Origin of the sequence: Neorhizobium sp. NCHU2750, from assembly GCF_003597675.1 — a bacterium.
Lineage (GTDB): Bacteria > Pseudomonadota > Alphaproteobacteria > Rhizobiales > Rhizobiaceae > Neorhizobium.
Map to the genome: position 1 here is coordinate 3,806,845 of NZ_CP030827.1, position 24,999 is coordinate 3,831,843.

The 24,999-nt window shown below is 63.7% G+C and carries 24 protein-coding genes and 1 riboswitch; of the genes, 17 read left to right on the forward strand and 7 right to left on the reverse strand.

The window, feature by feature from the left end:
• Nucleotides 1–17 precede the first annotated feature (17 nt).
• Nucleotides 18–215: a hypothetical protein gene (locus NCHU2750_RS18345; protein ID WP_119941916.1), complete on the forward strand. Its 198-nt coding sequence runs from the start codon at nucleotides 18–20 to the stop codon at nucleotides 213–215.
• A gap of 84 nt (nucleotides 216–299) precedes the next feature.
• Here the strand turns inward: NCHU2750_RS18345 and NCHU2750_RS18350 are convergent, their stop codons facing one another.
• Both NCHU2750_RS18350 and NCHU2750_RS18355 read right to left on the reverse strand, forming a co-directional pair.
• Entirely contained in the window at nucleotides 300–536 is a 237-nt protein-coding gene (locus tag NCHU2750_RS18350) for an Lrp/AsnC ligand binding domain-containing protein (RefSeq protein WP_119941918.1), read from the reverse strand.
• A gap of 50 nt (nucleotides 537–586) precedes the next feature.
• Complete coding sequence (locus NCHU2750_RS18355) at nucleotides 587–1,510, reverse strand: LysR family transcriptional regulator (protein WP_119941920.1); 924 nt, start codon at nucleotides 1,508–1,510, stop codon at nucleotides 587–589.
• A gap of 99 nt (nucleotides 1,511–1,609) precedes the next feature.
• On the opposite strand from NCHU2750_RS18355, the gene NCHU2750_RS18360 reads away from it, so the two are divergent.
• The 3 genes from NCHU2750_RS18360 (at nucleotide 1,610) to NCHU2750_RS18370 (ending at nucleotide 5,524) form a co-directional block, all read left to right on the forward strand.
• Entirely contained in the window at nucleotides 1,610–2,893 is a 1,284-nt protein-coding gene (locus tag NCHU2750_RS18360) for an NAD(P)/FAD-dependent oxidoreductase (protein ID WP_119941922.1), read from the forward strand.
• Between the two features lie 83 nt (nucleotides 2,894–2,976).
• The gene (amaB, locus tag NCHU2750_RS18365; RefSeq protein ID WP_119941924.1) at nucleotides 2,977–4,518 is read left to right on the forward strand and encodes an L-piperidine-6-carboxylate dehydrogenase; all 1,542 of its coding nucleotides are present in this window, start codon (nucleotides 2,977–2,979) and stop codon (nucleotides 4,516–4,518) included.
• 10 nt (nucleotides 4,519–4,528) lie between these two features.
• Entirely contained in the window at nucleotides 4,529–5,524 is a 996-nt protein-coding gene (locus NCHU2750_RS18370; protein WP_119941926.1) for a P1 family peptidase, read from the forward strand.
• Here NCHU2750_RS18370 and cobD read toward each other — a convergent pair.
• Nucleotides 5,521–6,525, reverse strand: a complete 1,005-nt coding sequence (gene cobD, locus NCHU2750_RS18375; RefSeq protein ID WP_119941927.1) for a threonine-phosphate decarboxylase CobD — start codon at nucleotides 6,523–6,525, stop codon at nucleotides 5,521–5,523. The two genes, NCHU2750_RS18370 and cobD, sit on opposite strands and share 4 nt — an antisense overlap.
• Before the next feature lie 19 nt (nucleotides 6,526–6,544).
• Here cobD and cbiB point away from each other — a divergent pair, with 19 nt between their 5' ends.
• Nucleotides 6,545–7,510: an adenosylcobinamide-phosphate synthase CbiB gene (gene cbiB, locus NCHU2750_RS18380; protein ID WP_119941929.1), complete on the forward strand. Its 966-nt coding sequence runs from the start codon at nucleotides 6,545–6,547 to the stop codon at nucleotides 7,508–7,510.
• On the opposite strand, the gene NCHU2750_RS18385 is transcribed toward cbiB, so the two are convergent.
• A complete protein-coding gene (locus tag NCHU2750_RS18385) occupies nucleotides 7,494–8,951 on the reverse strand; it encodes a cobyric acid synthase (protein WP_119941931.1) in 1,458 nt (485 codons plus the stop codon). The genes cbiB and NCHU2750_RS18385 overlap by 17 nt on opposite strands.
• A 3-nt stretch (nucleotides 8,952–8,954) precedes the next feature.
• Nucleotides 8,955–9,524: a cob(I)yrinic acid a,c-diamide adenosyltransferase gene (gene cobO, locus NCHU2750_RS18390; RefSeq protein ID WP_502703855.1), complete on the reverse strand. Its 570-nt coding sequence runs from the start codon at nucleotides 9,522–9,524 to the stop codon at nucleotides 8,955–8,957.
• Nucleotides 9,525–9,793: 269 nt separating this feature from the next.
• Nucleotides 9,794–10,040, forward strand: a riboswitch (cobalamin riboswitch).
• 103 nt (nucleotides 10,041–10,143) lie between these two features.
• On the opposite strand from cobO, the gene NCHU2750_RS18395 reads away from it, so the two are divergent.
• From NCHU2750_RS18395 to NCHU2750_RS18425, 7 genes are all read left to right on the forward strand, one after another.
• The gene (locus NCHU2750_RS18395) at nucleotides 10,144–10,572 is read left to right on the forward strand and encodes a DUF1636 family protein (protein ID WP_119941935.1); all 429 of its coding nucleotides are present in this window, start codon (nucleotides 10,144–10,146) and stop codon (nucleotides 10,570–10,572) included.
• Entirely contained in the window at nucleotides 10,569–11,618 is a 1,050-nt protein-coding gene (cobW, locus tag NCHU2750_RS18400) for a cobalamin biosynthesis protein CobW (protein ID WP_119941937.1), read from the forward strand. Before NCHU2750_RS18395 ends, cobW begins: the two co-directional genes overlap by 4 nt.
• A 46-nt stretch (nucleotides 11,619–11,664) precedes the next feature.
• The gene (cobN, locus tag NCHU2750_RS18405) at nucleotides 11,665–14,961 is read left to right on the forward strand and encodes a cobaltochelatase subunit CobN (RefSeq protein ID WP_119941939.1); all 3,297 of its coding nucleotides are present in this window, start codon (nucleotides 11,665–11,667) and stop codon (nucleotides 14,959–14,961) included.
• A complete protein-coding gene (gene cobG, locus NCHU2750_RS18410; protein WP_119941941.1) occupies nucleotides 14,958–16,364 on the forward strand; it encodes a precorrin-3B synthase in 1,407 nt (468 codons plus the stop codon). The genes cobN and cobG overlap by 4 nt, the downstream gene beginning before the upstream one ends.
• On the forward strand, nucleotides 16,361–16,990 hold the full coding sequence (locus NCHU2750_RS18415) for a precorrin-8X methylmutase (protein ID WP_119941943.1): 630 nt from the start codon (nucleotides 16,361–16,363) through the stop codon (nucleotides 16,988–16,990). Before cobG ends, NCHU2750_RS18415 begins: the two co-directional genes overlap by 4 nt.
• A 62-nt stretch (nucleotides 16,991–17,052) precedes the next feature.
• Nucleotides 17,053–17,742: a precorrin-2 C(20)-methyltransferase gene (locus tag NCHU2750_RS18420; RefSeq protein ID WP_245480423.1), complete on the forward strand. Its 690-nt coding sequence runs from the start codon at nucleotides 17,053–17,055 to the stop codon at nucleotides 17,740–17,742.
• Nucleotides 17,739–18,503 carry a precorrin-3B C(17)-methyltransferase gene (locus NCHU2750_RS18425; protein WP_119941947.1) on the forward strand — a complete coding sequence of 255 codons (765 nt, stop codon included), beginning with the start codon at nucleotides 17,739–17,741 and terminating at the stop codon, nucleotides 18,501–18,503. Before NCHU2750_RS18420 ends, NCHU2750_RS18425 begins: the two co-directional genes overlap by 4 nt.
• Here NCHU2750_RS18425 and NCHU2750_RS18430 read toward each other — a convergent pair.
• Nucleotides 18,467–19,234, reverse strand: a complete 768-nt coding sequence (locus tag NCHU2750_RS18430; protein WP_119941949.1) for a cobalt-precorrin-6A reductase — start codon at nucleotides 19,232–19,234, stop codon at nucleotides 18,467–18,469. The two genes, NCHU2750_RS18425 and NCHU2750_RS18430, sit on opposite strands and share 37 nt — an antisense overlap.
• Nucleotides 19,235–19,253: 19 nt before the next feature.
• Between NCHU2750_RS18430 and cbiE the strand changes: the two genes are divergently transcribed.
• The 3 genes from cbiE to cobM are packed head-to-tail and all read left to right on the forward strand — an operon-like array spanning nucleotide 19,254 to nucleotide 21,654.
• Complete coding sequence (gene cbiE / locus NCHU2750_RS18435) at nucleotides 19,254–20,486, forward strand: precorrin-6y C5,15-methyltransferase (decarboxylating) subunit CbiE (RefSeq protein ID WP_119941951.1); 1,233 nt, start codon at nucleotides 19,254–19,256, stop codon at nucleotides 20,484–20,486.
• Nucleotides 20,483–20,869 (forward strand): cobalamin biosynthesis protein, encoded by a 387-nt coding sequence (locus NCHU2750_RS18440; protein ID WP_119941953.1) that lies wholly within the window; start codon nucleotides 20,483–20,485, stop codon nucleotides 20,867–20,869. The genes cbiE and NCHU2750_RS18440 overlap by 4 nt, the downstream gene beginning before the upstream one ends.
• Nucleotides 20,866–21,654, forward strand: a complete 789-nt coding sequence (gene cobM, locus NCHU2750_RS18445) for a precorrin-4 C(11)-methyltransferase (RefSeq protein ID WP_119941955.1) — start codon at nucleotides 20,866–20,868, stop codon at nucleotides 21,652–21,654. The genes NCHU2750_RS18440 and cobM overlap by 4 nt, the downstream gene beginning before the upstream one ends.
• Here cobM and NCHU2750_RS18450 read toward each other — a convergent pair.
• Entirely contained in the window at nucleotides 21,624–22,751 is a 1,128-nt protein-coding gene (locus NCHU2750_RS18450) for a cobalt-precorrin-5B (C(1))-methyltransferase (RefSeq protein ID WP_119941957.1), read from the reverse strand. The genes cobM and NCHU2750_RS18450 overlap by 31 nt on opposite strands.
• 47 nt (nucleotides 22,752–22,798) lie before the next feature.
• Between NCHU2750_RS18450 and cobA the strand changes: the two genes are divergently transcribed.
• Both cobA and NCHU2750_RS18460 read left to right on the forward strand, forming a co-directional pair.
• Entirely contained in the window at nucleotides 22,799–23,584 is a 786-nt protein-coding gene (gene cobA / locus NCHU2750_RS18455; RefSeq protein ID WP_119941959.1) for a uroporphyrinogen-III C-methyltransferase, read from the forward strand.
• A complete protein-coding gene (locus NCHU2750_RS18460) occupies nucleotides 23,581–24,894 on the forward strand; it encodes a cobyrinic acid a,c-diamide synthase CobB (RefSeq protein ID WP_119941961.1) in 1,314 nt (437 codons plus the stop codon). The genes cobA and NCHU2750_RS18460 overlap by 4 nt, the downstream gene beginning before the upstream one ends.
• The last annotated feature ends 105 nt before the right edge of the window (nucleotides 24,895–24,999 follow it).

Genomic DNA, 24,999 nt, shown 5'->3' on the forward strand with positions numbered 1-24,999 from the left:
CCATGCGGGAGTCTGTTATGCAAAAGCAAGTTATTGAATTCGCCGGCGAGCCCGTCGGCATTGTCGTGCCGGATGAAAACCGGCTGAAGTTCATCGCCGTCAAGTTCCACGTCATCGATCTCGATGAGCAACGTTTCGATTCGCCCGACGATGTCAGGCTGGCGATCAGCAGGCTGGTCGCCGCCAGAAACGCGGCACCGGCAGCTCATGTCTGAACCGCGGCATCACCCCACCGAAATACAAAAAGCCGCCCTCGAGGCGGCTTTTGTTTATGAAAAAGGCTGCACCGCCTCGAGGCGTTAAAAGGCGGTAAAGGTGATCGTCGTCAGCGAACGCTCGATATTCGGAATGCAGGCGATCTTCTCGTTGACGAACCGGCCGATCTCCGCGTCGTCCTCGATATAGACCTTGAGCAGCAGATCCCATTCGCCGCTGGTGGAATAAAGCTCCGACACGAGCTCCGTCTTGTATATGGCGTCCGCGACCTCATAGGTCTTGCCGGGCTTGCAGCGCAATTGCACAAAAATGGGTTTCATCGACTGTTCTCGTCTTTGGACCGCAACCGGTCTAGCTGTTCATGAATTGACTATTGGCCGATGGCACCCTTGAGCGCAAGCGCATCGGACCTGATCTCCTCCATGATCCAGTCGCGGAAGGCGACGAGCGGCGGATAGCTCACCCGGTCGGGCAGGTAGGCAAGGTAATATTGCCCGGTCGGCATCGCCAGCCCCTCGGCCGCCTGCACCAATTGCCCTTCCTCCAGTTCGCGCGCAATCAGGAAGCGGGGAAGCAACGCAGCGCCGAGCCCGGCACGCGCCGCCTCCACCATGGTGGTGAACTGGTCGAACAGCATGCCGTGGACCGCATCGAAGGCCACGCCGTTTCGGTTGAACCACAATTCCCAGGCATCGGGGCGGGTACTCAGATGCAGAAGCGGCGCACGCAGGATATCGGCAGGTGTCGAAATGGCGTGCCGTGCCTTGAAATCCGGACTGCAGGCCGGCACCGTGTCCTCGTCCATCAGATGCGTCAAAGCCGCTCCCGGCCAGCGTGCAGCACCGAAATGAATGGCCGCATCCAGCGTGTCGAAGCGAAAATCGAATGGCTCCAGCCGCGTGATCAGGTTGACGACCATGCCCGGATGCAGGTCGAGAAACCGGCCGATGCGCGGCGTAAGCCAGCGCGTTCCGAAAAACGGCAAGATGGCGAGATTGAGCGTACCGCCGGCCGGATTGGCCCTCAGATTGAGCGAGGCGTTCGATATGCGCCGCAGCGCCTCGCGCACCTCGCGCGCATAGCTGTCGCCCGCAAGCGTCAGCTTTATCGTCTGCCGCTCGCGCAGGAAAAGCGCCACCCCGAGCTGCTTCTCAAGCGCCGAGATCTGCCGGCTGACCGCACTCTGGGTCAGGCCCAGTTCGTTGGCAGCAGCCGTGACGCTGCCGGTGCGGGCAGCGGCCTCGAATGCGGACAATAGCGAAAAGGACGGAAGAAACCGTCTTGGCGGCAGCATGTCATTCCTCCAGCGAATGACCTGTTGAGATTATGTCGATATTCACCGCCAAATCCGCTCTGTAAAGTCGCCCTAACAATAAAATCCGGGAACTTTTTCATGTTGAATGATCCACGCTCGCACGGCCTCTGGGAGAGGACCGCGCCGCCCGCGCCTGCGACGTCTTCCCTCAGAGGAAATGTCGGCGCGGATGTCGTGATCGTCGGTGGCGGTTATACCGGCCTGTCGGCGGCCCTCCACCTTGCCGAACGTGGTACCAGTGTCGTGCTGCTGGAAGCAACGGAAGTCGGTTTCGGTGGCGCTGGCCGCAATGTCGGCCTCATCAATGCCGGCATGTGGGTCATGCCCGATGATTTCCCGAAGGAACTTGGTGAGCATTACGGCGAACGCGCCCTCGATCTGCTCGGCAACGGCCCCTATCTGGTGCGTGAGCTGATCGAAAAGCATGGCATCGCCTGCGAACTCGAAACCAGCGGCACGCTGCACTGCGCCGTCGGCGCAGAAGGCATGACGGAGCTCGAAGAACGCGCCCGCCAGTGGCAGAAGCGCGGCGCAGCCGTCACCATGCTCGACGCCGCAGAGACCGAGCGCCGGATCGGCACCAAGGCCTATGCCGGATCGCTGCTCGACATGCGCGCCGGCACCCTGCAGCCGCTCGCCTATGCCCGCGGGCTGGCCCACGCGGCAATCAAGGCCGGAGCCACGATCCATACCGGCAGCGCCGTGATCGCCACCGGTGAGACGAACGGCAAGAAAATCGTCAAGACGGCACAGGGCGAAGTCTCCGCCGACTGGATCATCGTTGCCAGCGATGCCTATTCGACCGGGCCCTGGGAACAGGTTCGCCGCGAACAGGTTCATCTTCCCTATTTTAACTTCGCCACCAAGCCGCTTTCGGCAAACCTGCGCCAGACGGTACTGCCGCAATCGGAAGGCTGCTGGGATACCAAGGAGGTTCTCTCCTCCTTCCGCATGGACAAGGCGGGACGGCTCGTTTTCGGTTCGGTCGGTGCATTGCGCGGAACCGGCCTTGCCGTCCACAAGGCATGGGCGCGGCGCTCGCTGAAGCGGCTTTTCCCGCAGCTGGCAGACGTCGAATTCGAAGCGGAATGGTACGGCCGCATCGGCATGACGGACAATGCCCTGCCGCGCTTCCACCGGTTTGGTCATAAGGTCATCGGCTTTTCCGGCTATAACGGCCGCGGCATTTCGCCGGGCACGAATTTCGGCAAGGTTCTGGCACAGCATATCCTCGGCGAGATCGCCGAAACGGATCTGCCGCTGCCGCTGACCGAGGTAAGGGAACCGAGCTTCCGCCCGCTCAAGGAAGCCTATTACGAGGCAGGAGCCCAGATCGCCCATTTTACCGGCGAACGCTTCTGACCGAAACTAATCTCTGCGGCGATGTTGCGAAACCGCCGCCGACTTGTAGATTGACCCCGAAATTTCGACACCCGGAGACAGACATGACGCTCGCCAAACTCGACCTCGCCGCCGAAGTGGACAAGATCTTTGCAGATCTCGGCGTTGCCACAAGCCAGTACAAGGGTGGCACGCTCACCGTCCGTTCGCCGATATCGGGCACCGAAATCGGCAAGCTGCCGGAAATCAGCGCCGCCGACACGAAGAAGGCGATCGACGCTGCCCATCGAGCCTTTCTCGAATGGCGCCTCGTACCTGGCCCGAAGCGCGGCGAACTGATCCGCCTTCTCGGCGAGGAACTGCGCGCAGCCAAGGCTGCACTCGGTCGTCTCGTCTCGATCGAAGTCGGCAAGGTAACCTCCGAAGGCCTTGGCGAAGTGCAGGAAATGATCGACATCTGCGATTTCGCCGTCGGCCTCTCCCGCCAGCTTTACGGCCTGACGATCGCCACCGAGCGCTCCGAGCACCGGATGATGGAAACCTGGCATCCGCTTGGCGCCATCGGCATCATTTCCGCCTTCAACTTCCCGGTTGCCGTCTGGTCCTGGAATGCGGCGCTCGCTATCGTCTGCGGCAACTCCATCATCTGGAAGCCGTCGGAAAAGACGCCTCTGACGGCACTTGCCAGCCAGGCCATCTTCGACAAGGCCGTCGCCCGTTACGTCGCCGATGGCGGCAAGGCGCCCAAAAACCTCTCGACGCTGCTGATCGGCGGCCGCGAGATCGGCGAAGTCCTGGTCGACCACGAGAAGGTTCCGCTGGTTTCCGCTACCGGCTCGACCCGCATGGGTCGCGAAGTGGGTCCGAAGCTTGCCCAGCGCTTCGCCCGCTCGATCCTCGAACTCGGCGGCAACAATGCTGCGATCGTCACCCCGACCGCCGATCTCGACCTGACGCTGCGCGGTGTCGCCTTTGCCGCCATGGGCACGGCCGGCCAGCGCTGCACGACGCTTCGCCGTCTCTTCGTCCATGACAGCGTCTACGACGCATTGGTTCCGCGTCTCGCCAAGGCCTACCAGTCGGTTACGATAGGTTCGCCGCTCGAAAACGGCAATCTGGTCGGCCCGCTGATCGACAAGACCGCCTTCGACAAGATGCAGTCCGCCCTTGAGGCAGCCAAGGCTGCCGGTGGCAAGGTTGTCGGCGGCGAGCGTGTTCTCGATGGCGAAGCTGCAGACGCCTATTATGTCCGCCCGGCAATCGTCGAAATGCCGACCCAGACCGGTCCGGTGAAGGACGAAACCTTCGCGCCGATCCTCTACGTGATGAAATATTCGAGCTTCGAGGAAGCGTTGGAACTGCATAACGGCGTGCCGCAGGGCCTATCGTCGTCGATCTTCACCAACGACATGCGCGAAGCCGAAATCTTTGTCTCTGCCAGCGGTTCGGACTGCGGCATCGCCAACGTCAATATCGGCCCTTCGGGTGCCGAAATCGGTGGCGCGTTCGGCGGCGAAAAGGAAACCGGCGGCGGCCGCGAATCCGGCTCGGACGCCTGGAGAGCCTATATGCGCCGTGCCACCAACACCCTGAACTACGGCCGTACCCTGCCGCTGGCACAGGGTGTCAAGTTCGACATCGAGTAACGAAAACGCCGTGGCGCCGCTCAATCTCCTGACCGATATCGAGGGCGTGGCCGTTGGCCATGCCACCGATCTCGCGCTCGGCTCCGGCGTCACGGCCATCATCTTCGACGAGCCGGCGATTGCCTCCGGCTCGGTTCTCGGCGGCGCACCGGGCGGCCGCGATACAGCCCTTCTCGACCCGTCGATGACGGTCCAGTCCGTCGATGCCTTCGTGCTTTCGGGCGGTTCCGCCTTCGGCCTTGATGCCGCCGGCGGCGTGCAGGCAGGCCTTCGCCAGATCGGCCGCGGATTCGAGGTCAGCACGGCCAAGGTTCCGATCGTGCCGCAGGCGATCCTGATGGACCTCCTGAACGGCGGCAACAAGGACTGGGGCCTCCATTCCCCCTATCGCGACATGGGCTACGACGCCTTCACGGCCGCCGGCAAAGGCGCTTTCGCTCTCGGCACGGTCGGGGCCGGCACGGGCGCCACCACTGCCACCTTCAAGGGCGGCATCGGTTCCGCAAGCGCTGCAACATCCTCCGGCCACACGATCGGCGCCCTGCTCGCCGTCAATGCCATGGGTTCGGCAACCATTGGCAATGGTCCGCATTTCTGGGCAGCCCCGTTCGAAAAGAACGGCGAATTTGGTGGCCTCGGCCAGCCGCAACACTTCACCGACAATGACACCGCCATGCGCATCAAGGGTGTGAAGCTGAAGGCAACGACGATCGGCGTGATCGTTACCGACGCAGTGTTGACCAAGGCACAGGCTCACCGTCTCTCGATCATGGCCCATGACGGCCTCGCCCGCGCCGTGCTGCCTGCACACTTGCCGGGCGACGGCGACACGATGTTCTCCGCCGCAACCGGCCAAAAGCCGCTCGCCGACATGGCCGCTTTCGCCGAACTCTGCCATCTGGCGACACTGGTCACTGCACGCGCCGTGGCCCGCGGTGTTTATGAAGCGACTGCCTTGCCCGTTTTGAATGCACAGGCCGCGTGGCGGGATAAATTCACCGGCTAAAAGCTTTTCAGCGCTTCTTCCAATCTCCGCCAGCCACTCTCATCCGGCAGGCCGATCCGTAAGTCATCCGGTCGCTCATCGAAGCGTCTGGTCATGATGCCACGACGTCCGAGATGCTGGTAGAGTGCCTGAGCACGAGGGTCCCGGACAAGGCAGAACAACGATGTCCCACCATGAATGGCGATGCCTGCATCGTGCAGGCACGCCTGAAGAGTAGCGGCCTCCGTGCCAAGCCGCTCCCGCATCTGGATCTGCCATTCCCGATCGGCAAGCGCCTCACGCGCGACATGCAAAGCGGGCCCGGAAACGGCCCAGGGGCCAAGCCGCGTCTCGATCGTCCTTACTATCTCCGGCTGGGCAATCGCAAAGCCGAGCCTCAGGCCCGCCATGCCATAGAACTTACCGAAGGAGCGCAGCACCAGCACGCCGCCGTCACCGACCATGCCGGCAAGGCTTTCTGCTTCCGACACATCCACAAAAGCCTCGTCCACCACCAGCAATCCACCCTTGGCGCGCATGACGGAGGCAAGCGCCAGCAGATCGTCCCGCTTCACCATGCGGCCGGTCGGATTGTTGGGATTGACGATGATGGCAAGATCGGCCTGCTCCATCCGGCAAAGCTCGTCCGTCTCAGTCACGTCGAACCCGGCAAGCCTTGCCGCGCGGGCATGCTCGGCATAGGTGGGCGACAGGACGGCGGCTTTTCGCCCGCCTATCAGACTTGCGACAATCGGCAGCAGGATCTGCGTGCCCGGCCCCGCTGCAATATGGGCCGCAGAGGCAGCACCATAAGCATTGGCCGCGACTGTCTTGAGGTCATCCAGCATTGCAGGCTCGGGCAGGCGCGCAAAAACATTGCCGGGAATTGGTGAATGCGGATAGGAATGCGGATTGATGCCGGTCGACAGATCGATCCACGGCTCTGGCGCTTCAGGAAACAGCGCGCGGGCCTTGGCAAGATTTCCACCGTGCTGGATCGGGTCGCCCACATCAGAGCCCATATCAGAGATTGCCACTGAAATGTTCCTTCTCGCATTCTTCGCGCTGATCGTAGAGCGCTTTACCGGCTACCCGGACTGGCTGTTCAGGTTGATCGGCCATCCCGTGACCTGGATCGGCCGGCTGATATCCGACCTCGACAGGCGATGGAACCGGGAAGCCGACGATTTCGCCACCCGCAAGAATATGGGCATCAGGGCGCTGGCCGTCATCCTTGTCATCGTCATCCTGATCGCCTTTGCGGTGCAAAAGGTTCTTCTCGTCCTGCCGCTCGGACCGATCCTGCTCTTGCTGGTGGCCGCAAGCCTTCCGGCGCAGAAAAGCCTGGAGCGGCATGTGCGTGAGGTTGCCTCCTCGCTCAAGCATCGCGGCCTGCCGGCCGGCCGAATGGCCGTCTCCCGCATCGTCGGCCGCGATGTCGAACAGCTTGACGAGGCGGCGGTCTGCCGCGCGGCGATCGAAAGCCTGGCGGAAAACTTTTCCGATGGCGTTGTCGCGCCGGCCTTCTGGATGGGAATTGGCGGCCTCCCGGCCGGTGCCGCCTATAAGGCGGCGAACACCGCCGACAGCATGATCGGCCACCGCTCGCCGCGCCATGAGGCCTTCGGCTGGGCGGCAGCGCGCTTCGACGATCTCGTAAATCTGCCTGCCTCGCGGCTGACGGCAGCACTCTTCGTCATCGCCGCCCTCTTCGTCCGTGATGCATCGCCCGGCAACGCCATCAAGGCGATCCGCCGCGACGCAAAGAACCACCGCTCTCCCAATGCCGGATGGCCGGAAGCCGCCATGGCCGGCGCGCTCGGCATCGCGCTGGCTGGGCCGCGCAGCTATGGCGGGACGATGATCGAGGCCGGCTACATGGGCGAAGGCGGCCGTACCGAGCTGGTCTACGAGGATATTTACGACGCGCTGAGGATCGCCCGCATCGCCGACCTGCTGCTGATCGGCCTCTTCGGCCTCCTGGCGATCGTCATGTGGCAAGTCTGAGCAATCCGGTGAGATCGAGATGCCGCTCCATGTGCGCGGCGAGCCGATCGAGAATGGCATCCACATTCGCCTCGTAGTCGAGGCCCGATGACGACCCGCCAAGCCGGGAAAGCCAGGCGGAGCGTTGGCGGTCGTCTGCAAACAGCCCATGCACATAGGTGCCCATGACCCGGCCATCCGTCGAACGCGCGCCTTCCGCCTGCCCGCCGATCACCGAAAACGGCCGGACGCAATCGACACCGGCCGTCTGTCCAATATGCATTTCATAGCCGGCAAACGAAATCCCGTCGAAACTGGTGCCGGAAACCGCCTCCAGCCGCTTGGCACCGGAAAGCACCGTCTCCACTTCGATGAGGCCGAGGCCGTCGACCGCGCCGGGTGGCCCTTCCGTTCCCTCGGGATCGGACAGACGCCTGCCGAGCATCTGGTAGCCGCCGCAAAGACCGAGAATTTTTCCGCCGCGCCGGTGATGGGCGGCAATGTCGATATCGAAACCGGCTTCGCGCAGCGCCGCAAGATCCGCAATCGTCGCCTTCGAGCCAACCAGAAGCACAAGATCGCAATCGCCCGGAATGGCCTCCCCGCGACGCACGCGGATCAATTCCACCTCCGGCTCGGCCTCCAGCGGATCGAGATCGTCGAAATTGGAAATATGCGGCAGGATCGGTACCGCGATGCGGATTTTCGCATCCGGCTTGCGGGCAAACGACTGGTTCAGACCGAGGGCATCCTCCGCCGGCAGGAGAGCCGCATCGGCAAAATGCGGCAGAAGCCCGACCGATTGCCAGCCGGTAAACCTCGAGATCAGATCCATCCCCTCGGCAAACAGCGCCGGATCGCCGCGGAACCGATTGACGATGAAGCCACGGATCATCGCCGCATCATCCGCATCGATCACGAGTTTCGTCCCCGCGATACTGGCAATGACGCCGCCGCGATCGATATCGCCGATCAGTATGACCGGCACGTCGGCGGCACGCGCAAAACCCATATTGGCAATGTCGTTCTGGCGCAGATTGATCTCGGACGCGCTGCCCGCACCTTCAACGAGAACGAGATCGGCCTTTGCCCGCAGGATCTCGTAGCTTTCCATTACCCGCGACAGCAATCTTGGCTTCAGTTGCTGATATTCCGACGCTTTCGCATTGCCTTCCACCCGGCCCTGAACCACGACCTGCGAGCCGATATCGCTTTGCGGCTTCAACAGAACCGGGTTCATGTGGACGCTGAGCGGCACACCCGCCGCCCGCGCCTGCAAGGCCTGCGCCCGGCCGATCTCACCACCATCGGCCGTCACGGCAGCATTGTTGGACATGTTCTGCGGCTTGAACGGCAAAACCTTGAGACCGCGCAGCGTAAACGCGCGCGCCAGGCCGGCGACGATCAGCGACTTGCCCACGTCCGAACCCGTTCCCTGGAACATCAGCGAGCGAGCAGCCATGGTTCAGAACTCGATACCGGCCTGGGCCTTCACCCCGGCCTTGAAATGGTGCTTGACCAGCGTCATCTCGGTGACGAGATCGGCAGCCTCGATCAGCGCCGGCTTGGCATTGCGGCCGGTCACGACCACATGCAGGTCGGGGCGCCGCGTCGCGAGCGAAGCAACGACGCTCTCAAGATCGAGATAGTCGTAACGCAGCGCGATATTGAGTTCGTCGAGAATGACGAGACCGATCGAGTCGTCGGCCATCAGGTCGAGCGCCTTGGCCCATGCCCTCTCGGCAGCGGCAATGTCCCGCTTGATATCCTGGGTTTCCCAGGTGAACCCCTCGCCCATCGTGTGCCAGACGACACGATCGCCGAATGTCGCAAGCGCCGGCTGTTCACCGGTCGACCAGGCGCCCTTGATGAACTGTACGATGCCGACGCGGCGATTATTGCCGAGCATGCGCAGCGCCAGCCCGAAGGCCGCCGTCGATTTGCCCTTGCCCGGTCCGGTATGGACGATGAGAAGCCCTTTTTCGACGGTTTTCTCGGCCACTTCCGCATCCTGAACAGCTTTGCGGTTGACCATCTTGGCGCGATGGCGCTCCTCAGTGGACTGATCGATATCCTTCAACCTGCTGCAAGCTCCTGCTTGGGTCCTGACCGGCGGCCGCAAAAGCAACCTGATCCAGCATATGGCCCTCATTCAAATCCGTTACGGAAAAACCGGGCGGTTGGCGAAGAGCCCGCCACGCCGCCTTGTGTCCGCAACCACCCTCGTGCGTCGGCGACGACTATAGGCAAATCCGTTGCCTCGGCAATCGCTTCTGCGACATTGACAGCACCCCGCGGGAGCGCTTACTTGATGGTTACGACGGTCTCTTGCCGGCAACGGCAAGGGCTAAGAGAGAATGCGGTGCGGATTCGGCGTCTTCGCTGGGATCCAATGCCGCGGCTGCCCCCGCAACTGTAGGCGGCGAGCCATCTTGCCAAAGACGCCACTGGAGAGATCCAACCTAGGAGATAGGGACCGGATCCATCTGGGAAGGCAGGCAGGTGGCGACGACCCGTGAGCCAGGAGACCTGCCGTTCCACATTCATGCTTTTCCGGGCGGGGTGCTCCGGGCAAGGCCTTGTTTTCACTGCAGGATGGTCCGCCACCTGTCGCGCACCCCGATTTTTTGAGAAACCCGGCGGTTTGCGGCCTGATGACGGATGAAGTGCAAAAAGACGATGGAAGTCTGGCCGACGACGGCAATGCCGGCGAGATCGACGTGACGATCTTCGTCTGCACCAATTGCCGCGAGTCAACCAACAGCACGGTCCGCCCCGGTGTCGCACTGATAGAGGCATTGAGAGAGGCGGCCGAAGGCAAGCCGCTTGCGATAAAGCCCGTCACCTGCCTTTCCAATTGCGACAAGGGGCCGAGCGCCGCCTTCAATCGCCGCTCCGGCTGGTCCTATGTGTTCGGCCATCTCTCGACCGAAAATGCCGACGACATCGTCACCGGCGCAATGATGCTGGCCGCCGACGAACGCGGCCTGCTTCCCCTTCGCAGCCGCCCGACATGCCTGCGCGGCAAGGGCATGACGGCCCGCATCCCCCCCTTCCATCATCACGAGGACATGCCTGCATGAGCGTCAATTCCGCCCCCAAGTTCGATCGCGTACCCTGCACCGTCGTCACCGGCTTTCTCGGTGCCGGCAAGACCACGCTGATCCGCAACCTGATCGAAAAGCTCGACGGCAAGCGGCTGGCCATCATCGTCAACGAATTCGGCGATGTCGGCATCGATGGCGAAGTGCTCAAAGGTTGCGGCATCGAAAGCTGCCCAGACGATAACATCATCGAGCTCGCAAACGGCTGCATCTGCTGCACGGTCGCAGACGATTTCGTCCCCGCGATCGACCAGATCCTCGCCCGCGAACCGCGCGTTGATCATATCCTGATCGAAACCTCGGGCCTCGCTCTGCCCAAGCCGCTCGTCCAGGCCTTCCAGTGGCCGGCCGTCAAGGCTCGCGTCACCGTCGATGGCGTCGTTGCCGTCGTCGATGGCGTGGCGCTGGCCGAAGGCCGTGTTGCCGACGACCATGTGGCGCTCGAAGCCCAGCGCGAGGCAGACGGCTCGATCGACCACGACGACCCGGTCGAGGAAGTCTTCGAGGATCAGGTTGCCTGCGCCGACATGATCGTGCTGACCAAGACCGACCTGCTCGATCAGGCGTCGCTCGCTGCCGCCAAGGGCCGTGTCCAGGCGCATCTGCCGCGCGCGGTGAAGATCGTGCCGGCTGCCAAGGGCGCCGTCGATCCGGGCGTGCTGATTGGCCTTGGCCTTGCTGTCGAGGACGATATCGAAAACCGCAAGACCCATCACGACGACGAGGAAGACCACGATCACGACGAATTCGACAGCTTCGTCATCGATCTTCCGGCCGTGACTGACGCGGAAGCTCTGGCAGAGCGTATCTCCGCCACGGCGGAAGCGGAAAACGTGCTGCGCATAAAGGGCTTCATCGACGTCGCGAACAAGCCGATGCGCCTGCAGGTTCAGGCAGTAGGATCGCGCGTGAACCATTATTTCGACCGCGCCTGGGCGCCCGGCGAAATCCGCCAGAGCCGCCTCGTCGTGATCGGCGAAAAGGGTATTGATCGCGCTGCAATCGAGAAGATGCTGGCGGCCTGAATCCCGCGCAAGGCAATTCCGGAATTGCGGCAGACAAAGGAAGAGGATGCATATACTCGCCACCACATCGTCGTCGCTCGACGATCTGATCGAACCGGTAGACCTCAATCAGTCGCCGGCCGATGTGGTGGTGCTGTCCTTTTCCGGCAGCGACCTGAACGGCGTTGCGGCGGGATGGGGTGAAGGCAGCCTCGCGCTCACCAATCTCTCCGACCTGCACCATCCCATGTCCGTCGATCTATGGCTGGACAAGACCGCATCCCATGCGAAGGTCATCCTCGTCCGCATTCTCGGCGGCTACGACCGCTGGGCCTATGGCGTGGACGAGCTTTCCCGCCTCGCAAGGCGCCGCAAGATAGCGCTCGCACTTCTACCGGGCGAATGCAGCATTCGCGATGAGCGCTTGGCCAGCGCGTCGACAATGTCTGATGAGACGCTGGCCGGCATCCTTGCCTGCTTCCGGGAGGGCGGGCCGGACAATATGCGGCTTCTGGCCCGACGGCTCTCGGCTCTGGCTGATGGCAGCACGGGCACGCTGCCCGCGGCACTGCCGATGCCGAAGGCGGGCTTCTACAAGCCGGGGCACGGCATTGCCGACGAAGAGGAGCTTCTGGCAGACCTCGCGGCGGCAGCGCCGCGCCTGCCGATCCTGTTCTATCGCTCCATGCTGCTTGCCAACGACGCCGCCCCGATCGACGCCCTGTTTGCAGCGCTTGGGGCACGCGGCTTCGCGCCGGTGCCGGTCTTTGTCAGCGGGCTGAAGGATCAGGAGGCAATCTCCTTTGTCGAGGCAACGATCGCAAGGCTCGGCGCCGCAGCGATCCTGACCACCACCGCCTTCGCCAGCGGTACAGATGCCAATAGCGACACGCTTTTCGATCGCACCGGCATTCCCGTCTTCCAGATCGTCGTCGCCACGACGCGGCGGGACGGCTGGGCCGAAGGAAGGCGCGGCTTGAACCCGGCCGATCTCGCCATGCATGTCGTGCTGCCGGAACTCGATGGCCGCATTCTCGCCGGCGCTATCTCTTTCAAGCAGGGCGACAATTCCGCCGCCCTCTTCAACCAACCAGAACCCGACCGGGTGGAGCAGGTGGCGGATCGCATCGCCTCTTTCCTGCGGATGAAGATGGCGGCACCGGCAGAACGCCGGGTCGTCATCATGATGCCGGACTATCCGAGCACACCGGGCCGTACCGGCTACGCCGTGGGGCTAGACGTACCGCAAAGCGTGCTGTCCATGCTGCACGAACTCTCGCAGGCCGGCTATTCGGTTTTGGATATGCCGGCGACGCCGAAAGATCTGCTGGACCGTCTTGGCCGGCAGACGGGTGCTCTGCCGGTCGAGGAATACATTCCCGCCCCCGGCACCGAGGCGGCCTGGGGTTCAGCGCGGGATGATGGCGACATAGAAGACGGTGCCTGGCGTTTTCGCGCCGCGCAATTCGGCAACATTACCGTGGCGCTGGCGCCGGATCGCGGTCGCAATGCCGACCGCCGTGCCGACTACCACAGCCCCGACCTGCCGCCCCGCCATGCACTCGTAGCCTTTGGTCAATGGATGCGCCACCGGCTCGATACCCATGCCATCGTCCATGTCGGAGCTCACGGCACGCTGGAATGGCTGCCGGGCAAGACAGTCGCCCTGTCGAAAGATTGCTTCCCGGAACTGATCACCGGCAGCCTGCCGGTCATCTATCCCTTCATCGTCTCCAATCCCGGCGAGGCAGCGGTGGCCAAACGGCGGATTTCCGCCATAACCATCGGCCATCTGCCGCCGGTCCTCACCGGTGCCGGCCTTTCCAACGACGAGAAGAAACTGGAACTGCTGGTCGACGAATATGCCCAGGCCGACGGCCTCGACCGTCGCCGCCGCGACCGGCTGGCAAAGCTGATCGTCGAGGCCGCCCGCGACACGACGATCGCCACCGATGCCGGCGTATCCCGCAACGACGATCCGGATACGGCACTCGCCCGCATCGATGCCTTTCTCTGCGATCTCAAGGATTTCGCCATCAAGGATGGCCAGCACGTGTTCGGCACTGTCGCCGAAGGTGACGGGGATCCGCTGCGGATCGCCAGCGCCGCGGCCGAAAGGCAGGCGCTGATCGATGCGCTCGACGGCAAGCACATCCGCCCCGGCCCGTCCGGCGCGCCGGCACGTGGTCGCCGCGATGTCATGCCGACCGGCCGCAACCTTTATGCTAGCGATCCACGCACCCTGCCGACCCCGACCGCCTTCGAGCTTGGAAAACGCGCTGCCGACGAGATCCTGCGCCGCTACCTGCAGGATCACGGTGACTGGCCGAAAAGCCTCGTCTTCGATCTCTGGGGCAGCGCCAGCCTGAGAAGCGGTGGCGAGGAAGTGGCGCAGGTTCTGGCACTGATGGGCGCAAGACCGGTCATGGATACGGCCACAGGCCGCGTGACCGGCATCGAGGTTCTTCCGCCGGCGCAGCTCGGCCGCCCTCGAGTAGACGTGACGCTGCGCATTTCCGGCCTGTTCCGCGACATGTTTCCGGCCTTGATCGCACTTCTCGACGCCGCCATGCGGGCGATTGCCGCCCGCGAGGAAGCACCGGGAGACAATCCGCTTTCGGAAGCCGCACAGGCAGCCGGTTCCGTCCCGCCGCGCATCTTCGGTTCGGCACCGGGCACTTACGGCTCCGGCATAGAGGAAAAGCTCGCCGACGGCCGTTGGGCCGAGCGCGAGGAGCTTGGCCGCATCTATCTCGATGCCACGAGCCACGCTTTCGGTGGCGCCGATGGAGAGGCAAGCCACGTCCCAGGCGAATTTGCCGGGCGCGTCGGCAATGCCGACCTCCTCGTCCATACAGGCGACGATCCGGGCCGTGATCTGCTCGATGGATCGGCCGACGTGGCCTTCATCGGTGGGTTTTCGGCAGCGGTCGCGGCCCTCGGCGGCAAGGCGGACGTGATCGCGCTCGATACGACCGACCCGGCAAAGCCGAAGGCAAGGTCGATATCGGAAGCCGTCACCCGCGTGGTCCGCGCCCGCGCCGTCAACCCGCGCTTCATCGAAGGCCAGATGCGCCATGGTCCCCGCGGTGCAGCCGAACTGGTCGAGACAGTGGACCGGCTGATCGGCTTTGCTGAAACCACCCATGCCATTCCGCAGTCGTTGATCGACGCAACCTATGATGCCTATCTGGGTGACGAAACCGTGCGCGATTTCCTGCTGGCGCAAAATCCCGAAGGCGCCCGCTATATGGCGGAGCGCTTCCGCTCGGCGATGAACCGCGGCCTCTGGCACCCGCGACGCAACGCCGTCGATGCGGAACTGGAAATGCTCGTCCCGTCCCAAAAGGGAGGGGTCGCATGACGACGCTCCCGCTCGATCACGACACGCAGGACATGCGGCGCGGCGCCTGCCCCGCCCTTTCCGCGCCGATGATGACCGGCGACGGGCTGCTGGCGCGCATATCGCTGACCGGGGCGATCACCCCAAAAGAACTTGCCGATATCTGCCGGCTGGCAAAAAGACACGGCAACGGCATGATCGACATTTCAGCCCGTGGCAATCTCCAGATCCGCGGCCTCAGCGAGACCTCGGCACCACGTCTCGACGCCGATGTGCGGGCGCTGAACCTTCCCCTGCGCGACGGCCTGGCGGTCGAAGTGCCACCGCTTGCCGGACAGGATGAAAGCGAGATCGCCGACCCTCGGCCACTGGCTGAAGCCATCCGCGACGGCGCCCGCACCATCACCGGACTGGCACCGAAAATGGCCGTTGTCGTCGATGGCGGGGGGCGTTTGCGGCTCTCCCATCTGCTGGCGGATATCCGCCTTGTGGCCATCTCGGAAACGGAGTGGCGGCTCACCCTCGGCGGCACCGAGCAATCCGGTCGTATTTTCAATGTTTTACGTGAAACACTTGTTGTCGACACGGTTCTTGCCCTGCTGAAGCGACTGGCCAGCCTGGGAAACAAGGCTCGCGGGCGGGATCTGGCGAGAGATATTCCGGTGAGCGAAACGGCGCCCCACACTCAACCGTCATCCTCGGGCTTGTCCCGAGGATCTACCGGTGTCGAGGTTTTCGATGCGGATCGGATGCCCGGGACAAGCCCGAGCATGACGGCCCAAAATGCGTCCGCCTCCCCCTTCGATCTCTTCGCGCTCTCCGATGACCTGCACGCCGTCGGCATCGGCCCCGCATTCGGCCAGGCGAAGTCGGAAAGCCTGATCGCGCTCTGCGACGAGGCTACACGGCTCAAAGTAAAATCTGCAAAGCAGGCACTCGATCATGCGCTGCTCTTCACCGGCCCCGAAATCGCCTGCCGGAAATTACAGGCCTTTGCCGGAGACTGCGGCTTCATCACCTCGGCCAGCGATCCGCGCAGCCATATCGCCGCCTGCCCGGGCCGCCCTGCCTGCAATTCGGCAACGATTGCCACGCATGAGATTGCCGCGGCGGCCGCAGCCGAGTGTGGCGATCTTATTGACGGCTCGTTCAAGCTTCATGTGACGGGCTGCGCCAAGGGTTGCGCCCATCCTGAACCCGCGGCCCTGACGCTTTGCGGCACGGCGGATCGTGTTTCCCTGATCGCTGCGGCAAAAGCATCGGGACAACCCTTTGCTTTCGCGCACTTTGCCGATACCAACGCCACACTTCGCCGGCTTTCCGATCTCGTCAGACGGGAGAGACGGCCGAATGAAAACTCCGCCGACTGCCTCGCCCGGATCGGTTCCGCGCGATTGGCAGCAGCAGCCACGGGACGACCATGACGAATTACGACTATATCCGCGAAGGCGACGCGATCTACGAAAAATCCTTCGCGATCATCCGTGCGGAAGCCGATCTCTCCGCCTTTACCCCGGAACAGGCCGATATTGCCGTGCGCATGATCCATGCCTGCGGACTGGTTGAGGCGGCCGAACATTTCCGCTTTTCCAATGATTTCGTCGAGGCCGCGCGCGGCGCGCTGCGTGCCGGACGGCCGATCTATTGCGACGCCGAAATGGTGGCGCATGGCGTCACCCGCACCCGCCTGCCCGCCGAAAACCAGGTGATCTGCACGCTGCGCGATGGCCGCACGGTGGAGCTGGCGAAAACCATCGGCAACACCCGTTCGGCCGCCGCGCTCGATCTCTGGGACGAGATGGAAGGGTCGGTCGTGGCGATCGGCAATGCGCCGACGGCGCTGTTCCGCCTGCTCGAAATGCTCGATGCCGGGGCGCCGCGCCCAGCCGCCATCATCGGCATGCCTGTTGGCTTCGTTGGTGCCGCCGAATCGAAGGAGGCGCTGATGGTTTCCCATCACGATATCCCCTATGCCGTGGTGCGTGGCCGCATGGGTGGCTCGGCGATGACGGCTGCCGCCGTCAACGCGCTGGCGAGGGCGGGCCTGTGAGCGGCGAAATCACGAAGGGCCGGCTTTCCGGCGTCGGCACCGGTCCGGGCGATCCGGAACTGATGACGCTGAAGGCGGTGCGCGCCATCGCGGAGGCCGATGTCGTCGCCTTCTTCTGCAAGAAGGGCTCGACCGGCAATGGCCGCGCCATCGTCGAGGCGCATATCCGTCCCAACACAATCGAACTGCCGCTGGTCTATCCGGTGACGGTCGAAACCCACAAGGACGAGGCCGACTACAAGAACCCGATCAACGATTTCTTCGATCGCTCGGCCGAAGAGATCGCCGCCCATCTCGATGCCGGCCGCAATGTCGCCGTCCTGAGCGAGGGCGACCCGCTCTTCTACGGCTCCTACATGCATCTGCATCTGCGGCTGAAGGATCGCTACCAGGCCGACGTCATCGCCGGCGTCACGGCCATGTCCGGCTGCTGGTCGATGACCGGCCTGCCGCTCGTGCAGGGCGACGATATCCTGAGCGTTCTCCCCGGCACCCTGCCGGAAGAAAAACTCGCTGAACGGCTCGCAGTTACGGATGGTGCCGTCATTATGAAAGTTGGCCGTAACTTGCCGAAGATCCGCCGGGCCCTGGCAGCAGTCGGCAAGCTCTCCGGCGCCCTTTATGTCGAGCGCGGCACGATGGCGAACGGCGCCGCCGAAAGGCTTGAAACCCGCGACGAAAGCCCTGCCCCCTATTTCTCCATCGTTCTAGTACCCGGCTGGACAACCCGCCCGAACGGAGACGAAGCATGACCGGTTCGCTGACCGTCGTCGGCCTCGGGCCAGGCAATCCGGACCAGATGACACCCGAGGCGCTTGCTGCAGTTACGGCATCGAGCGACTTTTTCGGCTATTTCCCGTATATCGATCGGCTGAACCTGAGGCCTGACCAGCATCGCCATGCCTCCGACAACCGCGAGGAACTGGCCCGCGCCAGGGCTGCACTGGACATGGCGGCCAAAGGCAGCCGCGTTTGCGTCGTCTCCGGCGGCGATCCGGGCGTGTTTGCCATGGCCGCAGCCGTTTGCGAAGCAATCGACGATGGCCCGGCCGAATGGCGCGAGATCGAGCTGTCCGTCGTGCCGGGCGTGACCGCCATGCTCGCAGTCGCGGCAAAGGCCGGCGCGCCACTTGGCCATGATTTCTGCGCCATTTCGCTGTCGAACAACCTGAAGCCCTGGGCAATCATCGAAAAGCGCCTTGTTGCGGCGGCGACGGCAGGCTTCGTCATGGCCTTCTACAATCCAATCAGCAAGGCAAGGCCGCACCAACTCGGCGAGGCCTTCGACATTCTGCGCAACCACCTGCCCGGCAGCGTGCCTGTAATCTTCGGCCGCGCCGCCGGCCGCCCGGATGAGGCGATCCGCATCGTGCCGCTGGCGGAGGCTGAGGGCGAGATGGCCGACATGGCCACCTGCGTCATCGTTGGAACGGCGGAAACCCGCCTGATTGAACGCGGCGACAAGCGGCCGATCGTCTATTCGCCACGCTTCCTTACGGAGACGGCGCGTTGAGCAATCATCCCGGCCAGCTCCTCGACACTTTTGGCCGACGCCACCTCCGGCAGGCGCGGGCGCTCGATCAGCACGACATCGATGCCGAGCCGCCGCGCCGCGTCGATCTTGCCGACGCTCGCCGTACCGCCACTGTTCTTCGACACGATCAGATCGATCGCATGCTTTTCAAGCAGGGCGATCTCGTTCGCCTCAGAAAACGGACCGCGCGCGGTGATATAGGAAATATTGGGCAGATCGAGCGGCGGATCGACGGGATCGACGCTACGCACCAGATAATGATGCTGTTTCATCGCCTCGAAAGGCAGGAGCTCCTGCCGTCCGAGCGTCAGGAAAACCCGCCTCGGAGCAATATCGAGGGCCTGGACCGCCGCCGCGATATCGGCAACCTCCCGCCAGCGATCACCCTCCTGCCGCAGCCATTCCGGGCGCCGCAGGGCGACGACGTCCGTACCGGTCGCCGCAGCCGCTTCGGCCGCATTGCGCGAAATCCGTGCCGCGAAGGGATGCGTGGCATCGACAAGCAGGTCCACGCCGCGTTCGCAGATGAAACGAGCGAGGCCTTCGACGCCGCCGAAGCCGCCGATACGGACCGGCACCGGCTGCACAGCCGGCGCCTTGGTGCGCCCCGCCAGCGACAGCAGGATCTCGTAGTCGGGATGGACGGAAAGCCGGCCGGCCAGCGCCTTGGCTTCCGCCGTACCGCCCAATATGAGGATGGAGTAGGTCAAATTGCCTCCTGAATCAGGAATGAGAGCTTTAAACCAAAGCCGCTGGCTGTCCATCGTCGGGATCGGCGAAGACGGCGTTAAGGGGCTCGGCGACAATGCCAGGAGAGCCGTTGCCGATGCGGCCGTCGTGTTCGGCGGCAGGCGGCATCTGGAACTGGCAAAACCGCTGATTTCGGGTGAGGCAAGGCCGTGGCCGGCGCCTTTCGATCCGGCCATGCGCGATGTCGTGGCGCTGCGCGGCACCAGCGTTTGCGTGCTGGCATCCGGAGATCCGTTTTTCTTCGGCGTCGGCGCAACCCTGTCGCGCCATGTCGCGGCAGAGGAGATCATCACCTACCCGTCGCCCTCGGCCATCTCGCTTGCCGCCTCACGCCTCGGCTGGCCACTGCAGGAAATCGAGACCGTATCGCTGCATGGTCGCCCGCTCGATCTCATCCGTCCGCTCCTGCATCCCGGCCGGCGGATCATTGCACTGACATCGGACGAGAAAGGCCCCGCGGAACTTGCGGCCCTGCTTGCCGCCCAGGGATTTGGCCGATCCACGTTGACCGTGCTGGAAGCCCTCGGCGGAGAGGCGGAGCGCATTCGTTCGAGCATTGCCGGCGAATTTGCACTGCTGGATATCAATGTCCTGAATGTCGTTGCGATCGAGGTCGTGGCGGAGGCCGGCGCGCGGATACTGCCGCGCGGCTTCGGACTGGACGATGCGCTGTTCGAGCATGACGGCCAGATCACCAAACGCGAGATCCGCGCATTGACGCTCTCCGCACTCAGCCCCCGCCGCGGCGAACTGCTCTGGGATATCGGCGCAGGTTCGGGCTCGATCGGTATCGAATGGATGCTGGCCGATCCGTCGATGAAGGCGATAGCGATCGAGGCGCATCCCGAACGCGCCGCCCGTATCCGGCGTAATGCGCAGGCCTTTGGTGTGCCGGGCCTGGTACTGATCGAGGGCGAAGCGCCTGCCGCACTGGTCGGCTTGCCACAACCGGATGCGATCTTCATCGGCGGCGGCGGCAGCGAGCCGGGCGTCTTCGATGCGGCTGTCGCAATGCTGAAACCCGGCGGCCGGCTGGTCGCCAACGCCGTGACGCTGGAAATGGAAGCCGTGCTTCTGGCAGCGCAGGCAAGGCTCGGCGGAAACCTGATCCGCATGGATATTTCCCGAGCTGCCCCCGTGGGCACGATGCAGGGCTGGAAACCGGCCATGCCGGTGACGCAATGGACCTGGATTAAGGGAGACCAATCATGATCGTCGCCGGTCTCGGCTGCCGCAAGGGCAGCACAAGCGAAGAACTTCTTTCGGCGCTGGATGCGGCATGCAGCCAGGCCGGGATTTCACGTGAATCAATCACCGCACTCGCAACCGGCGAAATCAAGAGGGAAGAGCCGGGCATGCTTCAACTGGCGGAAGCACTGCATCTGCCGCTCCACATCGTCTCCGATGACGCACTGATGAACATGGAGCCCCGCACCAAGACGGTGTCCCGACACAGCCTTGCCAAGACGCTCTCCTCCAGCCTCTCTGAGGCGGCAGCACTTGCCGTAGCCGGAGAAACATCGGAAATCATCGTTCCACGATTGATTTCGCAGGGCGCGACCTGCGCCCTCGCCCAAACGAAAGAAGCTGCATGACCGTCCATTTCATCGGTGCCGGACCGGGTGCCGCAGACCTGATCACCGTGCGTGGCCGCGATATCCTCGCCCGCTCGCCGGTCTGCCTCTATGCCGGTTCGATCATGCCGAAGGAATTGCTCGACTGGTGCCCGAAGGATGCCCGCGTCGTCGATACGGGCTCTCTCTCGCTGGACGAGATCGAGGCCGAATATCTCAGCGCTCACAGGGCTGGAAAGGATGTCGCCCGGCTGCATTCCGGCGATCTTTCCGTCTGGAGTGCCGTGGCTGAACAGATCCGCCGGCTGGAAAAGCACGGTATCGACTATACGCTGACACCCGGCGTCCCCTCCTTCGCCGCCGCTGCCGCGGCCCTGAAGCGGGAACTGACGATCCCGGAAGTCGCCCAAAGTCTCGTGCTCACCCGTGTCTCGGGCCGTGCCTCGAAAATGCCGGAAGGCGAGACGCTGAAGGCATTCGGCGCCACGGGTGCGACGCTGGCGATCCATCTCGCCATTCATGCGCTCGGAAAGATCGTCGAGGAACTGACACCGCTTTACGGCGCCGATTGCCCGGTGGCGATCGTCGTGCGCGCCTCATGGCCGGAAGAGCGGATCATCCGCGGCACGCTTGTCGATATCGAGAAGAAACTCGCCGAAGAACCTGCCGAGCGCACCGCGCTGATCTTTGTCGGCAAGGGGCTGGGTGCTTCGGATTTCGTCGAGAGCCAGCTTTACAATGCCGACTATGTACGCCGTTTCCGGCCCGGCTGGGATCAGATGACCGAAGGCAAGGGATCGGAATGATCGGAAGGCGTGAATTCGGTCTTGCCGACAAGCTGCCCCTGCCGGTCGAAGACCAGGATTTCGAGCGAGATCGCCGGATCGCGAAGCGCCTTGGCGGCCGTTTTCCAGGCGAGCGCCGCAATGCGACCGCCAAGCGTCAGGCCGCTTTCGCCGGCAAGCTGGAAGGCATGCGAGACGGTGTTCGCGCCGGCGATTCGGGCGACAAGACCGTCATCCGCGCCGGCCTCGGCCGCCAGTTTTGCGAGCGCCTCAAGATCGGCAAGTCCGCGCTTGGAATGTACATCGAGCATGCCCTGGGCGAGCTTGGTCATCTTGGCAACGCCGCCGGCGATCGTCACCTTCGCCACCGGATGGCTGCGGACATATTTCAGCATGCCGCCAACGAAATCGCCCATGTCGATCAGCGCGATCTCGGACAGGCCATGATGCGCCTGCGCCGCTTTTTCGGATGTATTGCCGGTCGCACCGGAAATATGATCGAGACCGGCTGCCCGCGCGACATCGATGCCGCGCCAGATGGAATGGATCCAGGCCGAGCAGGAAAACGGAATGACGATCCCGGTCGTGCCGAGGATCGATATGCCGCCCAGGATGCCGAGCCGGCCATTCAATGTCTTCTCGGCGATCTTCTCGCCATCGGCGACGGAAATCTCGACTTCGAAATCGCTCCCCTCGCCCGCCACCTCGGCAATCGCCTGGGCAATCATCTGCCGCGGCACCGGATTGATCGACGGCTCGCCCGGCGGCAGGGGCAGGCCCGGCCGTGTGACCGTGCCGACACCTGGTCCCGCCTTGAAGGTGATGCCGCTACCCGGCGCCCCACGCCGCACCGTGCTCATGATCAGGGCGCCATGCGTGACATCGGGGTCGTCCCCGGCATCCTTGACGATGCCCGCCTTGGCAAAGCCCTCGCCTCTTTCCTCGATCGCCAGCGCGAAGCCCGGCCGCTGCCCGCCCGGCAGGGTGACCTCCACCATTGTTGGGAATTCACCGGAAATCAGCGCGAGGCAGGCCGCCTTGCTGGCAGCCGCAGCACAGGTTCCCGTGGTCCAGCCACGCCGCAGGTTCTTGCTTTCTTCGTCAATGGCCGCTTCCATGGCCGTTTCTATAGCCCGGCCGCTCCCGGCCGGCAAAAGGTTTGCATATGTCCGTGAATGAGTTGTTCGAAACGATCGTCGAGGCTCCGGAATTTGCGCCCGGCCATGTCTGGCTGGCCGGTGCCGGACCGGGCCATCCCCGTTACCTGACACTCGAAGTCGCAGATGCGCTGGCCAAAGCGGATGTCATCGTCCATGACGCATTGGTGTCCGATGCCGTCCTGGCACTGGCAAAGACGAAGGAACTGGTGTTTGTCGGCAAGCGCGGCGGCAAGCCCTCCGTGGCACAGGAAGATATCACCGCAAGGCTGATCGAACTCGCCAGAGCCGGCAAGCGCGTGCTGCGGCTGAAGGGGGGCGATCCCTTCATCTTCGGCCGTGGCGGCGAGGAAGCCGAAGCGCTGGTGAAGGAAGGCATCCCTTTCCGCGTTCTTCCCGGCATGACCTCGGCACTGGCAGCCCTCGCCTCTGCCAATATTCCCGCCACCATGCGCGGCATCAGCCGCTCGATCACGCTCGCAACCGGTCATGCGGCCGGAACGCCCGGCGATCTCGACTGGAAGGCGCTGGCCAAGACCGGCGAACCGATCGTCGTCTATATGGGCGTGGGCACGATCGGCACGATCGCGAGGCTCTTGATGGAAGGCGGATTGCCGGCTGACACGCCGGTCGCGGTCCTGATGGCGGCCACGACGCCCGACGAACGGTCTATGACGGCAACGCTCGCCACCGTCGAGGAGGAGATCCAGCGCCAGAATTTTGCCGCTCCGGCACTGATCGTCATCGGCAAGATCGTCTCGATGCAGGCGGTTCTTTCGGGTACGGGCGCATGACGGCCCGCGCACTCATCATCGGGGCACCCCGCTCCGGCTCCGGCAAGACGAGCGTGACGATCGGCCTTCTCAGGGCATTTCAACGCCGCGGCGTCAAGGTGCGCGGCATCAAGACCGGCCCCGACTATATCGATCCCGGTTTTCATCAGGCGGCAACCCGCCTGCCCGGCCTCAATCTCGACAGCTGGGCAATGGCGCCCGATCTCCTGCGCCACCTGGCCCGCGAACAGGCGGAAGACGCCGAACTGCTCTTGATCGAAAGCGCCATGGGCCTGTTCGACGGTATCGTCACCGAGCCCAATCGCTCGGGCGCGGCATCGGATCTTGCGCGTCTCTTCGGCCTGCCGGTTCTGCTGGTGCTAGACGTGTCCGGCCAGAGCCAGACGGCTGCGGCGATTGCCTGCGGCTTCATGCATTATGACGCTCAGGTGAAGATCGCCGCCTGCATCCTGAACCGAACCGGCAGCGAGCGGCACAAGAAGCTCTCGGGCGATGCGATCGAGGCGCTCGGCCTGCCGGTCGTGGGTACCATTCTGCGCGATCCGACGCTGACCTTGCCGGAACGCCATCTCGGCCTCGTCCAGGCAAGCGAACATCCCGAAATGGATGCCCATATCGACCGGCTGGCCGATGTGATGGAGCAATCGCTCGATCTCGACGCGATCTTTGAGGCTGCCAAACCCTTCGATATCCCGACCGGATCGACCGAAAGGGCGCTCCCGCCGCCCGGCCAGCGGATCGCGCTTGCCGAAGATGCGGCCTTCACCTTCCTCTATCCGCATATCAAACGGGAGTGGCGGGCCATGGGGGCGGATATCGTCTCCTTCTCGCCGCTTGCCGATGAAGCGCCGCCGGCCGATTGCGATATCTGCTGGCTGCCCGGCGGATATCCCGAACTGCATCCCGGCAGACTGGCGGCCGCAGAAAACTTCATCGCCGGCATCCGCACCTTTGCCCAAACCCGGCCGGTGCATGGCGAATGCGGTGGCTACATGGTGCTCGGCGAGGCGCTGGAAGATGCCGATGGCGTGACCCACGCCATGACCGGACTGCTGTCGCATTCGACCAGTTTCGCAAAGCGAAAGATGAATCTGGGCTATCGCCAGGCAAGCCTGCTCGACGCCTGCGCGATCGGCACGGCCGGCGAAATGATTCGCGGCCACGAGTTCCATTACGCCCGGGTCATCGATGCCGGAAGCGACCAGCCTCTCGCCATGATTGCAGATGGCCGTGGCGTCGAAATCGGTCCGTCGGGCGCAAAACGAGGCCATGTGAGCGGCACGTTTTTCCATGCAATAGCGCGCGCTTGAGCGCCTGAAGCACCCTCACGGCAACGGCGTTCTTTTCGCAACCCATGGGAGGTTGCCAAATGTGTCGCAGAGACGGCACTTTTTGTCGTAGCGAAGGCTCACCCG

Coding starts and splice junctions, on each gene's coding strand:
- NCHU2750_RS18345 (WP_119941916.1), top strand. CDS start 18: ATGCAAAAGCAAGTTATTGAATTCGCCGGCGAGCCCGTCGGCATTGTC.
- NCHU2750_RS18350 (WP_119941918.1), bottom strand. CDS start 536: ATGAAACCCATTTTTGTGCAATTGCGCTGCAAGCCCGGCAAGACCTAT.
- NCHU2750_RS18355 (WP_119941920.1), bottom strand. CDS start 1,510: ATGCTGCCGCCAAGACGGTTTCTTCCGTCCTTTTCGCTATTGTCCGCA.
- NCHU2750_RS18360 (WP_119941922.1), top strand. CDS start 1,610: ATGTTGAATGATCCACGCTCGCACGGCCTCTGGGAGAGGACCGCGCCG.
- amaB (WP_119941924.1), top strand. CDS start 2,977: ATGACGCTCGCCAAACTCGACCTCGCCGCCGAAGTGGACAAGATCTTT.
- cobD (WP_119941927.1), bottom strand. CDS start 6,525: ATGGGCTCTGATGTGGGCGACCCGATCCAGCACGGTGGAAATCTTGCC.
- cbiB (WP_119941929.1), top strand. CDS start 6,545: ATGTTCCTTCTCGCATTCTTCGCGCTGATCGTAGAGCGCTTTACCGGC.
- NCHU2750_RS18385 (WP_119941931.1), bottom strand. CDS start 8,951: ATGGCTGCTCGCTCGCTGATGTTCCAGGGAACGGGTTCGGACGTGGGC.
- cobO (WP_502703855.1), bottom strand. CDS start 9,524: ATGGTCAACCGCAAAGCTGTTCAGGATGCGGAAGTGGCCGAGAAAACC.
- NCHU2750_RS18395 (WP_119941935.1), top strand. CDS start 10,144: ATGACGGATGAAGTGCAAAAAGACGATGGAAGTCTGGCCGACGACGGC.
- cobW (WP_119941937.1), top strand. CDS start 10,569: ATGAGCGTCAATTCCGCCCCCAAGTTCGATCGCGTACCCTGCACCGTC.
- cobN (WP_119941939.1), top strand. CDS start 11,665: ATGCATATACTCGCCACCACATCGTCGTCGCTCGACGATCTGATCGAA.
- cobG (WP_119941941.1), top strand. CDS start 14,958: ATGACGACGCTCCCGCTCGATCACGACACGCAGGACATGCGGCGCGGC.
- NCHU2750_RS18415 (WP_119941943.1), top strand. CDS start 16,361: ATGACGAATTACGACTATATCCGCGAAGGCGACGCGATCTACGAAAAA.
- NCHU2750_RS18420 (WP_245480423.1), top strand. CDS start 17,053: ATGACGCTGAAGGCGGTGCGCGCCATCGCGGAGGCCGATGTCGTCGCC.
- NCHU2750_RS18425 (WP_119941947.1), top strand. CDS start 17,739: ATGACCGGTTCGCTGACCGTCGTCGGCCTCGGGCCAGGCAATCCGGAC.
- cbiE (WP_119941951.1), top strand. CDS start 19,254: ATGAGAGCTTTAAACCAAAGCCGCTGGCTGTCCATCGTCGGGATCGGC.
- NCHU2750_RS18440 (WP_119941953.1), top strand. CDS start 20,483: ATGATCGTCGCCGGTCTCGGCTGCCGCAAGGGCAGCACAAGCGAAGAA.
- cobM (WP_119941955.1), top strand. CDS start 20,866: ATGACCGTCCATTTCATCGGTGCCGGACCGGGTGCCGCAGACCTGATC.
- NCHU2750_RS18450 (WP_119941957.1), bottom strand. CDS start 22,751: ATGGAAGCGGCCATTGACGAAGAAAGCAAGAACCTGCGGCGTGGCTGG.
- cobA (WP_119941959.1), top strand. CDS start 22,799: ATGTCCGTGAATGAGTTGTTCGAAACGATCGTCGAGGCTCCGGAATTT.
- NCHU2750_RS18460 (WP_119941961.1), top strand. CDS start 23,581: ATGACGGCCCGCGCACTCATCATCGGGGCACCCCGCTCCGGCTCCGGC.